General features: G+C 30.4%; 15 protein-coding genes. 9 read left to right on the forward strand and 6 right to left on the reverse strand.

The annotated features are described in order from the left end of the window. Positions 1 to 17: 17 nt before the first annotated feature. The 4 genes from H527_RS0101520 to H527_RS0101535 form a co-directional block, all read right to left on the reverse strand. Positions 18 to 818 (reverse strand): DNA alkylation repair protein, encoded by an 801-nt coding sequence (locus H527_RS0101520; protein ID WP_027411071.1) that lies wholly within the window; start codon positions 816 to 818, stop codon positions 18 to 20. Between the two features lie 68 nt (positions 819 to 886). Next, positions 887 to 1,255 carry a hypothetical protein gene (locus H527_RS21160; RefSeq protein ID WP_035087126.1) on the reverse strand — a complete coding sequence of 123 codons (369 nt, stop codon included), beginning with the start codon at positions 1,253 to 1,255 and terminating at the stop codon, positions 887 to 889. A 76-nt stretch (positions 1,256 to 1,331) separates the two neighbouring features. Next, entirely contained in the window at positions 1,332 to 2,033 is a 702-nt protein-coding gene (locus H527_RS0101530; protein ID WP_035087128.1) for a helix-turn-helix transcriptional regulator, read from the reverse strand. Beyond that, positions 2,033 to 3,343: a cation:proton antiporter domain-containing protein gene (locus tag H527_RS0101535; RefSeq protein WP_027411073.1), complete on the reverse strand. Its 1,311-nt coding sequence runs from the start codon at positions 3,341 to 3,343 to the stop codon at positions 2,033 to 2,035. Before H527_RS0101535 ends, H527_RS0101530 begins: the two co-directional genes overlap by 1 nt. Positions 3,344 to 3,598: 255 nt before the next feature. Between H527_RS0101535 and H527_RS0101540 the strand changes: the two genes are divergently transcribed. Continuing rightward, complete coding sequence (locus H527_RS0101540; RefSeq protein WP_027411074.1) at positions 3,599 to 4,471, forward strand: pirin family protein; 873 nt, start codon at positions 3,599 to 3,601, stop codon at positions 4,469 to 4,471. A 28-nt stretch (positions 4,472 to 4,499) separates the two neighbouring features. Here the strand turns inward: H527_RS0101540 and H527_RS0101545 are convergent, their stop codons facing one another. Next, the gene (locus H527_RS0101545) at positions 4,500 to 5,714 is read right to left on the reverse strand and encodes a class I SAM-dependent rRNA methyltransferase (RefSeq protein ID WP_027411075.1); all 1,215 of its coding nucleotides are present in this window, start codon (positions 5,712 to 5,714) and stop codon (positions 4,500 to 4,502) included. Positions 5,715 to 6,184: 470 nt separating this feature from the next. Here H527_RS0101545 and H527_RS0101550 point away from each other — a divergent pair, with 470 nt between their 5' ends. The 3 genes from H527_RS0101550 to H527_RS0101560 all read left to right on the forward strand — a co-directional run bounded on the left by H527_RS0101550 (position 6,185) and on the right by H527_RS0101560 (position 8,087). Next, positions 6,185 to 6,496, forward strand: coding sequence for an ArsR/SmtB family transcription factor (locus H527_RS0101550; protein WP_027411076.1), 312 nt, complete (start codon positions 6,185 to 6,187; stop codon positions 6,494 to 6,496). A gap of 185 nt (positions 6,497 to 6,681) precedes the next feature. Next, entirely contained in the window at positions 6,682 to 7,281 is a 600-nt protein-coding gene (locus tag H527_RS0101555) for a short chain dehydrogenase (protein ID WP_027411077.1), read from the forward strand. Positions 7,282 to 7,301: 20 nt separating this feature from the next. Further along, positions 7,302 to 8,087, forward strand: a complete 786-nt coding sequence (locus H527_RS0101560) for a PhzF family phenazine biosynthesis protein (protein WP_027411078.1) — start codon at positions 7,302 to 7,304, stop codon at positions 8,085 to 8,087. Positions 8,088 to 8,133: 46 nt separating this feature from the next. Here the strand turns inward: H527_RS0101560 and H527_RS0101565 are convergent, their stop codons facing one another. Then, a complete protein-coding gene (locus tag H527_RS0101565) occupies positions 8,134 to 9,654 on the reverse strand; it encodes a DEAD/DEAH box helicase (protein WP_035087130.1) in 1,521 nt (506 codons plus the stop codon). A gap of 172 nt (positions 9,655 to 9,826) precedes the next feature. Between H527_RS0101565 and H527_RS0101570 the strand changes: the two genes are divergently transcribed. From H527_RS0101570 to lpdA, 5 genes are all read left to right on the forward strand, one after another. Further along, complete coding sequence (locus H527_RS0101570) at positions 9,827 to 10,696, forward strand: alpha/beta fold hydrolase (protein ID WP_027411080.1); 870 nt, start codon at positions 9,827 to 9,829, stop codon at positions 10,694 to 10,696. A 72-nt stretch (positions 10,697 to 10,768) separates the two neighbouring features. Further along, positions 10,769 to 11,254: a peptide-methionine (R)-S-oxide reductase MsrB gene (gene msrB, locus H527_RS0101575; RefSeq protein WP_027411081.1), complete on the forward strand. Its 486-nt coding sequence runs from the start codon at positions 10,769 to 10,771 to the stop codon at positions 11,252 to 11,254. Position 11,255: 1 nt separating this feature from the next. After that, entirely contained in the window at positions 11,256 to 11,660 is a 405-nt protein-coding gene (gene msrB, locus H527_RS0101580) for a peptide-methionine (R)-S-oxide reductase MsrB (protein WP_035087132.1), read from the forward strand. Positions 11,661 to 11,679: 19 nt separating this feature from the next. Further along, the gene (locus H527_RS0101585) at positions 11,680 to 12,162 is read left to right on the forward strand and encodes a hypothetical protein (protein ID WP_027411083.1); all 483 of its coding nucleotides are present in this window, start codon (positions 11,680 to 11,682) and stop codon (positions 12,160 to 12,162) included. Positions 12,163 to 12,355: 193 nt separating this feature from the next. Beyond that, on the forward strand, positions 12,356 to 13,747 hold the full coding sequence (gene lpdA / locus H527_RS0101590; protein WP_035087133.1) for a dihydrolipoyl dehydrogenase: 1,392 nt from the start codon (positions 12,356 to 12,358) through the stop codon (positions 13,745 to 13,747). The last annotated feature ends 30 nt before the right edge of the window (positions 13,748 to 13,777 follow it).

Here is a 13,777-nt window from a genome sequence, read left to right on the forward strand (position 1 = left end):
TTTGGGTTGTTTTATCGTTATTTATGTATTGTTCGTAAAGCTTTTTTTATAATATATCCTGTTTCTTTTGTTTGTGATTGTGTTTTCCATTTGTTGCACACTTTTAGTACCCAATCTGGTCTTGTTTTACTCGCGTCATTTAACCAATTTCCTACAGAATCCCTTACATATTTAGAATCATCAGATTTAAGTGGATCTAATATTGTTATTGCTTTTTCTGGAGATTCTTTGAGTTCATCAATTTTTTTAGTCCATACACCGATTGGTCTTATAACCTCTACTGCAAATCGTCTTATATTCTCCTCTTTACTAGAGGTCCATTTGGATAAAATACCTATTGCAATATCTAAATTATCTATAATAGTATCTTTAGAAGAAAATATTGCTACTTCTCTAACTCCAAAATGAGAATCTGCAGCAAAAGGTAGAATTACTTCTAGTTTTTTATCAATTTTGATTTCCCGAGAACCTAACCAATATGCAGCCCAACATCTAGGAACATCAGATATATGATTGGAAAGATAATTTATTATATCTGGATCATTCGTTAATTGTAAAAAAGTAAGTCCGATTACTTTAGTATTAGAATTTGCTGAAGGTTTTTCTTGTGCCGATATACTTTCATAAAAACTATCATACCAATCTAATTTTCCTAAATCAGTTAAGATATTTTTTAATAAAATTAATTGATCTACTGCTAACCACTCAATTAAATTAGCGGTTTGGATATTTCCTTTATTTAAATATTCAAGAACTGTTTTATCTAAATCTTTAAAGCTTCTGGCTCCTTTTCTTTTAAGAATATATTCTGGTATCATTTTATAAAATTAGATTAAAGTAGTTAAAATGGTAGTATGTAAAACATAACATAATTAATCTCTAAATATCATTCTTCAAATTGATTAAACATATCAAAATAATACATTTGCACTGATTGTGATTTTATTACTGAAAAAGCAATAGTAGCTTTTTCGTTTTGGGCAAGATCTGCTGCTGCAGATTTAGCAGAGTTTATATCTCTCCAATAAATAATATCCATATATTTTCCATTCTCATTTTTAGCAGTTATTCTCTCTACAAAACCATAATATAGTTTTACAATATCATTAAGAGAGGACAATGCCTTTTTAGCATCTTTTTCTGTATATCCTGGATTTATTTCAAATAAAACTACCTCTACTACTTTGGGTTTATTATTAGTTAATATTAGATTTTGATTAGGTTCTTTTACACAATCAAACAATAGGTTTATCATTATAATTAAAATTAAATATTCAAAATTTTAATCAAAACTAACTTGTACTTAAGACACCCCTATGTCAGTAGTGTTTTTAAGAAGAAGCATAAAGATTATAGGTTTCGGCATATTTTTTATAATACTCTTCTAAGCTAAAATGTTTTGGAGGAAAGAGTTCTTGTGTTTCGATAAGATTTATTATACGATCGGTTCTAAATTCTCGATAATCATTCCTTAACCTGCAATGCGCAATCATAATCCAAGTATTGTTTGTAAAGTAAACACCTAATGGCTCTATTAATCTTTTACTAAACTCTTTAGAGGCTGCAGTGTACTGGATCTCTAAAACCCTAAAATCAGTAATCGCTTGTTGAATAACAGATAAAGAGGTACTAGGTTTTATTTTTTCTCTATTATATGTAAATACACGTTGCTCTAGAATTTGTAGTTTTTCTTTTTGTGTAGTTTTCAATACTGCTATTACTTTATCTATAGCTTCTTGATATTCGTTAATAAGAGATTGATCATTATTTGTTTTTATAATTTTAGAAGCTGTAAGTAAGGCATTAGCTTCTTTTTCGGTGAACATAACTGGAGGTAAAGAATAACCATCCACCAAAAAATACCCAGTTCCTGCTTCTGCTCCAATAGGCACTCCTGCATCGGTTAATGCTTGCATATCTCGATAAATAGTACGTAAACTTACCTCAAACTTATTGGCTAATTCTGCTGCTTGAACAATTTTTTTAGATTGCAGTTTTACTAATATAGCTGTTAATCGATGTAATCGTTTCATTATTCGGATTTGGTTTGGTTTGATGTTGCAATCTCATCCATTTCACTTAAATCTGTTGTATTATTAATAAAACATTCTGTTTCTTCCATGTTTTCTTTTGTTTCGATGGTAGCTAATTTAATTGAGTTCATTTTTTTATCTCTTATCATTCCACCAGTCATTATCAAACTAGTTCCTATAATGACAAATAATAAAACCCCTGGCTCAAATCCTTCAATTATTGCTTCGGAAGGAATTGCATAAAACAATAGTACTGTAATCAATCCTCTTGGAGCTATAAATAATTGAGGAGAAATATCTTTCCCTATAAAAAGACGTAACAAGCCGTATCGTATAACATAAATAGATATTAATATTAAAATGCTTATTACGGTAACTTTTAAACTTAAAAGAGAAGATAATACTATAGTTACTCCGAAAATAACAAAAAATAAAGTACGAACAACAAAAGCCGTTTCGGCAGTAATAACATGTAATTCGTGATAAATAGATTTTGCTTTTTCGAAATCAAGGTATCCTCTAAGTTTTCCTTTAAAAAACAATTTCATATTAGCTATTACCAACCCAAAAATTAAAATAATGATTAAAGAAGATAAATGCATTTTTTTACCTAGTGCGTATAGTAATAATAACACCGCAATAAGCAAAAAAAGTTTAACTGGACTTTTGATTTTTTGAAATATCAAGATAATAGCATAGCTCGCTATTAAGGAAATTATGATAGTTATGATTAAATTCAAAAAGAAGCCTCCGACACCAGTATCCTCTGCAGGATTTAATCTACCTATAAGAAAATAAAAGAGCATAATACCCAGAATATCAGAAAATGTACTCTCGTAGATATGAAATTCTTTTTTTGTATTAGATAAGGAAGAAACACTTGGTATAATAATAGCGCTAGAAAGTATCGATAAAGGAGTAGCATATAACCAAGCTGATAGCATTGTCATTCCTGGTATTAAAGCCTTTAAAATTACTGCAGCAATAAATGCAGAAGCGATTAAACCAATTAAGGCAATAGCTAATGATTTAAAAATAGGCATTAATTTATCACTTTTTAACTCTAACTCTAAAGCTGCTTCTAATACAATCATAATTAGACCTACTATCCCCAAAACTTCTAACATAGGAAAAAAATCAATGACATCTCCTCCAAACGATTTAAGAATATATTGAAAAACAACTCCTAAAACAATCAATAATAATACTGCAGGAACATTAGTCTTTTTTGCAACTCCATTAAAAATAAAAGATAAAATAATAGTTAATGAAATTCCAATAATAACATTGTAAGAAGAAAATATTTCCATAGAGTAGGTATATAACCAGATAATGTAAGTCGATTTGTAAACGAAGGAAAAGATAGTAAATTATTTTGAGTAAAGAATTTAGTCATTAATCATTTTATCTTCGTTAAATAAGTAAAAAAAAGGAATCTGGGTTTATACTCAGTAAAAACTTTCTCTTTCATTTCGAGGTAAGCATTGAAGAATAAAACCCTATAATGTGAATTAAAAACGAAATACTTAAATTTATCGTCTGTATTTATTTTTAAAAGAAAATATATGTCTAATAAAGGATTAATTATAAAAGAACGAAGCCGTGATATTGGTGATTTTTTAGTTGGTAGACTTATACCTTTTAGAAAAAAAAGAATGGTCGGTCCTTTTGTATTTATTGACCATATGGGACCAACTACTGTAAAAAAAGGACATTATATAGATGTCGATCAGCACCCTCACATTGGTTTGTCTACATTAACCTATATGCTCGAAGGAGAATTACAACATAGAGATAGTACTGGTACAAACCAACGCATTTTTCCAGGATCTGTAAACTGGATGGTTGCAGGAAAAGGAGTTACCCACACAGAACGGACTCCAAATGATCTTAGAAATAAATCCGAGTTTAGTATTCATGGGTACCAGATTTGGGTGGCTTTACCCAAAGAACAAGAAGATATTGAACCAGAATTTCATCACTTTGAATCTAATAGTCTACCTAGATGGAACGATAATGGAACTGAATTTTGCTTGATTGCAGGAAACGGGTATGGCAAAAAATCGCCAGTACCTGTACATTCTGAATTGTTTATGGTCGAAATAAAGACGAAACAACGTTACGAATTACAAGTTAAGGGTGAATTACAAGGGGAGATCGGAATTTGTATTATAAAAGGAGCTATTGAAGCTTGCAACGACGTTATTAAAAAAGGTAATATGCTTGTTTCTAAAACCGAAGACACTTGTTCTGTAGTTTTACAACCCGAAACACATGTATTATTATTTGGAGGACAACCATTTAAAGAAGAACGTCATATATATTGGAATTTTGTGTCCTCTAGCATTAAAAAAATCGAAATAGCTAAATTACGCTGGCAAAATAACGAATTTCCAAAAGTTAGTGATGACAATACCTATATTTCTCTACCTAAATAATGTTTTGTTTTTTAAAGAGGATACGCTTTTAATCCAATGTATAATACCCACATTTTAAGTAAGCACCTTCAGGAAACATAATAGGATGATCTATATCGTGATATGTCTTTTCTAGTATCTCAAACGTTCTTCCAGAAGATAGAATACTCTCTTCAGAGATTGCGAAAAAATCTTCTGCGATAACTCTTGAGGAACAAGATGCCAACACTAATATCCCTCTATTTACTACTAATTTAGCTCCAAGTTTTGCCAATCTGATATAACTGTTTTTTCCTTTAAGTATTTCACTTTCTCGTTTTGCAAATGAAGGAGGATCAATAACTACTATGTCGAATTGTTTTTTTTCGTTTATCAATGTTTGCAAACCTTCAAAAGCATCTGCTACTATAACTATATGTTTTCCTGTATGCGTATTTAATTTGGCATTTTCTTTTGCCATATCCAGTGCTTGTTTGCTTATATCTAAACTAGTAACTTCTTTAGCTCCTCCTTTTAAAGCATGAACCGAAAAACCTCCTGCATAAGAAAACACATCCAAAACAGTCTTATCATCTGCTAACTCCCCTACTCTTTTTCTATTATGACGATGATCTAAAAAATATCCAGTTTTATGTCCATGAATTACATTTGCAGAAAATAAAACACCATGTTCTTTAAAAATAACTACCTCATTTTCTAGTTTCCCATAAATAACTTTTCCATCTTTTAGTCCATACAAATTTCCTTTTGTTTGTAGTGATCTACTTAATCTTAAAACTACAGTTTCGCACTTTGTAATAGAAATTAGATGTTTTACAATCCAGTTTAAATAAGGTAACCAAATATGAGAATATAATTTAATTACTAAAACGCTATCATAAATGTCTGCAATAAAACCCGGAAGGTTGTCATTTTCACCAAACAATAATCGGTAACTATTTGTATCTGTTTCTAACAAAGCTTTTCGTTTTTCAAAAGCCAGAATTATTTTATTTATAAACCAATCCTCATTAATTTGTGCTGATTTACCAAATTGAATAAGTTTTATGCGTATAGGAGAATAAGGATCATACAATCCACAAGCTAAAAATCCATTTTTCTTGTTGTCATACACTATAACTATATCCCCAGCCTCTCCTTCTGTATTTTGCTTAACAATACTTTCCGAAAATACCCAAGGATGTTTTCGTTTTACCATCTTTTCTGCAGAAGGCTTTAGTTTTACAGCTAATCTTTTTGTTTCTATGTTTTGTATAATATTCATCACAAGCAAGAATACTATATTTTTTGATATTCTGTAAAAATAAATAAATAAAAAACGAGACTATTTTTATAAAGTCTCGTTTTTAAAATAGATTTTAGAGTAATTTTTAATAATTAAGAAACCTTAATAAAATATTTTCAAAAATATTCTATTAATAAGACCCTACATTATCTAGGCTTTGTGAAATTTGATTTGTGTAAATATTTTAGCTGATTTAAACACACCATAATTTAACAATGTAATACTTATTTCAAAAATAATATATTATCCATTATAAACATATACGGTAAAAACATAAAAAAAATACTGTTTTTAATCAAAAAAATACTCACCTCTAGATAAGTGCTCTATAAATAGCCTTATAGCTAATCTATATAAGTAACTAGCTTACCATAATTAGAAGAACTCATTTTAAATTTTTATTACATCCATTTAACATATTTATAAAATTAAATATATACATTTGTATTATGACTGATAAAGAAATATTAGAAATCCATAAAGTTTTGTCCAATTCTACTAGAATGGATATTTTAAAATGGCTAAAAAATCCTGAGGCAAATTTTCCTCCACACAAAGACTTAGGGCATTTTAATGACGGAGTATGTGGTCAAAATATTCAAGATAAATCTGGTTTATCACAACCAACAATATCTCATTATCTAAATAATATGCAAAAATGTGGATTACTTATTACCACACGACATGGTAAATGGACCTATTTTAAAAGAAATGAAATAGTTATTCAGCAGTTTTTAACCTCTATCAATAAGGTTTTATAAAAAAATATAGCTAACATATTTACAAAATTAAATATATAATTATAAAAACTCACTTCATGGGGATAAAAAAGTAAACATTGAAGCTATTAGAGAAAAAGAAGTTTCCATTATGTTTATTAAACTAAAAAACTTGATAAGTACTGGTACTATAATAGAAGAACTAACAAAAAATAAATAGAAATTATATGAAAATATTAGTTATAGGTTCTACAGGAACCATTGGATCTGCTATATATAATGATTTAAAAAAAGATTATAATACTGTATATGGTGCCCACAGAAATAGTCAGTCCTACTCTATTGATCTCACTAAAAAAGAATCTATACAAGCATTATTTAAAAAACTACCAAAATTGGATAGTATAATTAATGCAGCAGGAACTGCTGTATGGAAACCTTTTTCACAACTTACTGAGGAGGATTATTATGTTGGTATACAAAGTAAACTAATGGGACAAGTAAACTTAGTTCATCTAGCACAAGAGTATCTAAATGATAAAGGTTCTATAACATTAACAACTGGTATTCTAGCAGAACATTATGAACCAAATGCTGTAGGTTTATCTTTAATAAATGGCGCGATACACAGTTTTGTTAAGTCAGCATCAAACGAATTAATACGTGATATAAGGCTTAATGTAGTAGCTCCAGGAGCTATTGCAGGAGCTTTTCCTGAGGATAAAAAATTCGCAGGATACCTCCCTGTTAAAATAGAAGATGTTGTAGGTATTTACAGGCAAATTCTTAATAACTCTAGCACAGGAGGAGTGTATAAAATATATTAAAAATTAAAAAATTAAAAGAAATGAAAATTCCAATATATCAAATCGATGCTTTTACTAAAACTTTGTTTGGGGGAAATCCAGCTGCAATTTGTCATTTACCTTATTGGTTAGAGGATCAAACCCTACAAAATATCGCCATAGAGAATAATCTTGCAGAAACAGGATACTTTGTAAAAAAGGAAGATATTTATGAAATAAGATGGTTTATGCCACATGCAGAAATTGACTTGTGTGGACATGCTACTTTAGCATCGGCTTATGTTATTTTTAATTATCTTGATTCTACAATTAATGAAATAACGTTTTCTTCAAAAAGTGGAATTTTGAAAGCTAAAAAAGAAGAAAACGGATCTATCACTCTAGATTTTCCTTCTAGACCACCTGCTCCTATTGATATTCCTGATAAAGTACGTAAAGCATTAAAATCAAACCCTATTGCTACTTTTGCTGCCAGAGATATAGTAATCGAACTCTCTTCTGAAGAAGAAGTAGTAAATGAAATCCCTAATCTGGATCTGTTAAAAGATTTACCTTATCTATGTATTATAATTACTTCTACAGGAAAAAACGCAGATTTTGTTTCTCGTGTTTTTGATGCAAATGGTATTATTCAGCCAGAAGATCCTGTTACTGGGTCGGCTCATGCTACCTTAGTTCCTTTTTGGGCAAAAAAACTAAATAAAACTACTCTTAAAGCGCAACAGTTATCAGTACGAAAAGGAGAATTAGATTGTAAAATAGATGGAAATCGTGTTTTTCTTAGTGGATATTCTGTTCCCTATTTAATAGGTGAAATTGAAATATAAAAATCACTCTTTTAAAAAACATTATTTATGGAAAATTAGTTTTAAACTAATTTTCCATAAATAATTGATTGATTTTGGTTCTTAGTTTTCGTTTATAATCCTCTTCTAACCAATCTCTATAGTTTTTGGTGCTCTTGCTAATACAATAAGAATATCTACGTACTCGATATTCTATATCTTGATCTAAAAGCCTACTTAAAATTCGAGCGTCAAAAACATCTTCACTATTCTGAACACACATCTTTGCATGCTGTTCAATAGAGTTTTCTAATACCGTCAAACTTCTTAGTCCAAATTTTTTGGTTTTTGAATACTCTTCTTCTATATCAAATTGAATATCTTCAGAGTTTTCAAATTCTCTTCGTAATTCATCAGGGAGTACATATTTAAAATTTCTTTCAATTTCTTCATCTCCTACTAAATTATCATAATAAAAATCTGGTGATCTAAAAATAGATTGCCAATCCATTTCTGCATTCCATAAACCAAATCTTGCAGTATTATTTCCTAGGTCTAATATATTAAACTCTGGTTTTGTTGGTAAAATTCGAGATCCCCTACCTATCATTTGAAAATATAAAGTAAGGGATTTTGTAGCTCTATTAAGAATAACTGTTTCTACAGTAGGCTCATCAAATCCCGTAGTTAAAATACTAACCGAACTAAGTATTGCATCCTCAGTATTCTTAAACCAAGCCAAAATATCTTCTCTTTCTTGTTTACTATTTGTATTATCTAAATGTCTAATAGGGTATCCTGCTTTCCTAAAGGTCTCATACACATAAATAGAAGTATTGATACCATTATTAAAAATCAATGTTTTTTTACCTTTAGATCTTTCTTCATACGCATGCAAAAGTTTATCCTGCATTTGCATATTAGTATATAACTCTTCTGAAGATTTTACAGTATAATCTCCATTCATTCCAATCTTTAAAGATCCCAAACCTACATCAAATGTATAAATTACAGGTTTGGCTAAAAAACCACTTTTAATTAATGAATTTATTGTGTCTCCTACAATCAATTCATTATAATTATCCTTCATAGGAAGCTTCATATTAGAACTAAGCGGTGTAGCTGTAACTCCCAAAATAAAGCAATTTTTAAAAAACCTAAAAAGCTTTCTAAACGAATTATAATGAGCCTCATCAATGATTACCATTCCTACATTATGCAATTCTACATCATCCTCATTTAGCCTATTATTTAGAGTCTCTACCATAGCGACAAAACACATATATTCGTTTTGATCATCCAGTTCTTTTACAGAACTATTTATGATTTTGTTTTTAACTCTAAATTCTTTTAACATTTTAGAAGTCTGAGCACAAAGTTCTATACGGTGTGTTAGAACTACCACCTTTTTTTTGGTAGACTCTATGTATCGCCTAACGATCTCAGAAAATATAACCGTTTTTCCACCTCCTGTAGGAAGTTGATATAACAAATTATATTTTTTCGGAAACTCCTCTAATCGGCTAAATATCTTATCGATATCTCGTTGCTGATAATCGTATAGTACTTTTTGTTCTTTTTTATCAATATCTGTGGGTTGTAATCCCATGAATCTTTTATTAAAATAAGCTACAAAACTAAGCACTTTTAAAGGTTATATGAAAGAATTCTTAAAATATATTTCCAGAACTTATAATTATTAAATGTTAATTATTCATAATTGTTTAAGTGCAAAGCCTTTGTTATTTTAATTTTAACGTTCAAAATCATATACATATTCGATGCCTAAAATTGATAAAGATTTAATTCCTGTTCAAACACTTTTAATTCCAAAACCAATTTTATATACTGCAAAAATTTTAAATATTGTTTCTCCTTTCTTAGCTTCCAAGTATGCTGTCAGAATATTTTTAACTCCTTTTAGTTACAAAATACCTGATAGAGAAAAAGGAATGTTTGAGCAGAGTAAAAAGGAAAAAGTCTATGTGCAAAAAATTAACAAAGAAGTAATTGTGTACAACTATGGTATTTCTAAAAAGAAAATCCTTTTAGTCCATGGGTGGTCTGGGAGCGGCACACAACTATCCAAAATTGCAGATCAATTATTAGATCATGGGTATAGCACTGTTAGTTTTGATGCTCCTGCACATGGTAGAGCACCAGGCAAAAGAAGTATGCTGACATATTTTATCGAAACTATATATCAGTTAGAAAAAACACATGGCCCTTTTGAAGCTGCAATAGGGCACTCTTTAGGTGGAATGTCATTATTAAGAACGACTAAATATGGTTTAAAAATTAAAAAATTAGTTATAATTGGTACTGCCAATAGTATTTCTGCTATTACTAAAAACTTTGTAAAAAACTTACAACTAGATCAAAAAGTAGGAAAACTTTTAAAAGCATATTTTGACAAAAAATATGGAGAAGATTTAGATAATTATTCCGGAGCTGTTTCTGCAAAAGGAATAACCGTACCAACATTAGTAGTACATGATATAAATGATGTAGATGTTCATTACAGTGCTGCTCAAGAAATTAGTGATAATTTAGAAAACAGTGAATTATTAATAACCGAACAGCTAGGACATAGAAAAATCTTAGGAAACCCTAAAGTTATCAATAAGATTATAAATTTCATTTTGGAATAGTTCTTGCAATGTTATTCAAAGCAAATTTGTACGACTATTAATTAAAACTTTAGTTAACTTTATTTAAAAAAGATGAAACATTTAATTTTAGCATGTTTGGGAGTTCTAATAATAAGTTGTACAAGCAATGCTCAGAAAAACACAATAAAAAAAGATAAAAAATATGCTGTTTCCAAAGCTAATGCAGAATGGAAGGAGATTTTATCCTCTGAACAATATTATATTTTAAGACAAGCAGGAACCGAAAGGCCATTTTCAAGCCCTTTAAACAAAATATATACTCCAGGAGTATTTCATTGCGCAGCATGCAATACCCCTATATACGAAAGTAAATATAAATTTGATAGTGGTACTGGTTGGCCAAGTTTTGATCGAGCAATAGACGGAAGTATTGATAAAGATGTAGATCATAAATTAGGATATGCAAGATCCGAATTGCGATGCGGAACTTGTGGCGGGCATTTAGGTCATGTATTTAATGATGGACCTAAAGAAACTACAGGAATGCGGCATTGTATTAATGGCGATGCCATGACTTTTACACCTAATAAAAAATAAAATGAGTAAATACCCTATTAAAAAAACAGAAAGCGAATGGAAGACACAACTTTCTGAAGAACAATACAGAGTATTACGACAAAAAGGAACCGAAAGACCTTTTACAGGAGAGTATAATATGCTTTTTGAGAAAGGTACTTATATTTGTATAGCGTGTAAAGAACCTTTATTTGATAGTACTTCCAAATTTGATTCTGGATGTGGCTGGCCTAGTTTTGATGCATCTATAGAAGGCGCTATAGAATACATAAAAGATTCCTCGCATGGTATGATTAGAACAGAAATAGTATGTGCAAACTGTGGAGGACATATAGGGCATGTTTTTGACGATGGACCTACCCCCTCTGGACAACGATATTGTGTAAATTCTGTTAGCATAGACTTAGACAAAAAACAAAAATCTTAATAAACAAAAATTGATATTCATGAAAAAAATCTTAACATTACTATTTTTAGCTACATTGATGCTCACTTCTTGTCGAAATGATGATGATGTTGATTTCGATACTATTGGGCAAACTTTTGAAATTGATAGAGTGAATTTTGTAACACCAGAATTTGTTGTTAACATCCCTTACCCTGAGAGCATACAAGTCTTTGACGCTGATGTTGTATTAGTATATCGTTTAGAAGAAGTTATAGATGGTCGTGAAGTTTGGGAACCACTACCTACAGCACCTATCTTTTTAAATGATGTAGACAACACTACTATTTCATATAGATTTAATTTTACATCACGAGATATAGATATTTATTTAGAAAGTAATAACAGAAACTTAACCCCTCCAGATCTTTACGGTAATCAAGTATTCAGGATCGTAGTAGTACCTTCTGCTTTTGCAAAAAATACTAAGGTAGATCTATTAGATTTTAATGCAGTACAATCTGCACTGCATTTAGAATTTTAGAAAAGATAAAATTGTATTTATCGTTATTATAACAGATAAACACGATAAAAAATATCAAAAATTAACACCAAGTTACATAAACTTGGTGTTTTTTTATTAGATTTCGTGCTAATCTTATTAGTAGGGAATATCTAAATACTTTTTTCATTAGCTGAATTATCCTTAAATTCGTGACTTCAAAAAATTGACACTTATGAACACATATGATATCATCGTTTTAGGTAGTGGCCCTGGAGGGTATGTAACTGCAATAAGAGCCTCACAATTAGGTTTCAAAACCGCTGTTGTTGAAAAAGAGAGCTTAGGAGGAGTATGCTTAAACTGGGGGTGTATTCCTACAAAAGCGCTATTAAAGAGTGCGCAAGTATTTGAATATCTAAAGCATGCCTCAGATTACGGGCTTACTATAGATAACTTTGATAAAGATTTTGATGCCGTTGTAAAACGAAGTCGCGATGTGGCAGGTGGGATGAGTAAGGGAGTTCAGTTCCTTATGAAAAAAAATAAAATCGATGTTATTGAAGGCTTTGGAAAATTAAAAGCCAGCAATAAAGTAACAGTTACCGGGTCTGATGGAAAAGCAACAGATTATGAAGCTAAACATATCATTGTTGCAACCGGAGCAAGATCTAGGGAGCTACCTAATCTACCTCAAGATGGTAAAAAGGTAATTGGATATAGAGAAGCTATGACTTTAGAATCACAACCAAAGAAAATGATTGTTGTAGGTTCTGGAGCTATTGGTGTAGAATTTGCACATTTTTATAATGCAATGGGTACAGAGGTAACCATCGTAGAGTTTTTACCTAATCTTGTTCCTTTAGAGGATGAAGAAGTTTCTAAACAATTTGAACGTAGCTTTAAAAAAGCTGGTATTAAAGTTATGACAAATTCTTCTGTAGAAAGTGTAGATGTAACAGGTAATGGCGTTAAAGCAACGGTAAAAACTAAAAAAGGAGAAGAAATTCTTGAAGCTGACATTGTTTTATCTGCAGTAGGTATTAAAACAAACATAGAAAATATAGGCTTAGAAGAATTAGGGATTGCCACAGATAAAGATAAAATCGTCGTTAATGATTGGTATCAAACCAATATTCCGGGGATTTATGCAATAGGAGATGTAGTTCATGGTCCTGCACTAGCTCATGTAGCCTCTGCAGAAGGAATTACTTGTGTAGAAAAAATTGCAGGAATGCATGTAGAACCTATAGATTATGGTAATATTCCAGGATGTACTTATGCTACTCCCGAAATTGCCAGCGTAGGAATGACGGAAAAACAAGCTAAAGAGGCTGGGTATGAGTTAAAAGTAGGTAAATTTCCTTTCTCTGCTTCTGGTAAAGCTAGTGCTGCAGGAACCAAAGATGGTTTTGTAAAAGTTATTTTTGATGCTAAGTATGGCGAATGGTTAGGATGCCATATGATAGGTGCTGGTGTTACCGATATGATAGCAGAAGCTGTTTTAGGACGTAAACTGGAGACTACAGGTCATGAAGTATTAAAAACCATACATCCTCATCCAACGATGAGTGAAGCTGTTATGGAAGCTGTTGCAGATGCTTATGGCGAAGTAATTCATATTTAATCTTTAAAATTAAAAGATTAACTCTAAGTG

It is taken from the genome of Aquimarina muelleri DSM 19832 (genome assembly GCF_000430665.1).
GTDB lineage: Bacteria > Bacteroidota > Bacteroidia > Flavobacteriales > Flavobacteriaceae > Aquimarina > Aquimarina muelleri.

What these genes read in the sequence shown, in the direction of transcription:
- H527_RS0101520 (WP_027411071.1), bottom strand. Translation starts at nt 818, where the DNA reads ATGATACCAGAATATATTCTTAAAAGAAAAGGAGCCAGAAGCTTTAAA.
- H527_RS21160 (WP_035087126.1), bottom strand. Translation starts at nt 1,255, where the DNA reads ATGATAAACCTATTGTTTGATTGTGTAAAAGAACCTAATCAAAATCTA.
- H527_RS0101530 (WP_035087128.1), bottom strand. Translation starts at nt 2,033, where the DNA reads ATGAAACGATTACATCGATTAACAGCTATATTAGTAAAACTGCAATCT.
- H527_RS0101535 (WP_027411073.1), bottom strand. Translation starts at nt 3,343, where the DNA reads ATGGAAATATTTTCTTCTTACAATGTTATTATTGGAATTTCATTAACT.
- H527_RS0101540 (WP_027411074.1), top strand. Translation starts at nt 3,599, where the DNA reads ATGTCTAATAAAGGATTAATTATAAAAGAACGAAGCCGTGATATTGGT.
- H527_RS0101545 (WP_027411075.1), bottom strand. Translation starts at nt 5,714, where the DNA reads ATGAATATTATACAAAACATAGAAACAAAAAGATTAGCTGTAAAACTA.
- H527_RS0101550 (WP_027411076.1), top strand. Translation starts at nt 6,185, where the DNA reads ATGACTGATAAAGAAATATTAGAAATCCATAAAGTTTTGTCCAATTCT.
- H527_RS0101555 (WP_027411077.1), top strand. Translation starts at nt 6,682, where the DNA reads ATGAAAATATTAGTTATAGGTTCTACAGGAACCATTGGATCTGCTATA.
- H527_RS0101560 (WP_027411078.1), top strand. Translation starts at nt 7,302, where the DNA reads ATGAAAATTCCAATATATCAAATCGATGCTTTTACTAAAACTTTGTTT.
- H527_RS0101565 (WP_035087130.1), bottom strand. Translation starts at nt 9,654, where the DNA reads ATGGGATTACAACCCACAGATATTGATAAAAAAGAACAAAAAGTACTA.
- H527_RS0101570 (WP_027411080.1), top strand. Translation starts at nt 9,827, where the DNA reads ATGCCTAAAATTGATAAAGATTTAATTCCTGTTCAAACACTTTTAATT.
- msrB (WP_027411081.1), top strand. Translation starts at nt 10,769, where the DNA reads ATGAAACATTTAATTTTAGCATGTTTGGGAGTTCTAATAATAAGTTGT.
- msrB (WP_035087132.1), top strand. Translation starts at nt 11,256, where the DNA reads ATGAGTAAATACCCTATTAAAAAAACAGAAAGCGAATGGAAGACACAA.
- H527_RS0101585 (WP_027411083.1), top strand. Translation starts at nt 11,680, where the DNA reads ATGAAAAAAATCTTAACATTACTATTTTTAGCTACATTGATGCTCACT.
- lpdA (WP_035087133.1), top strand. Translation starts at nt 12,356, where the DNA reads ATGAACACATATGATATCATCGTTTTAGGTAGTGGCCCTGGAGGGTAT.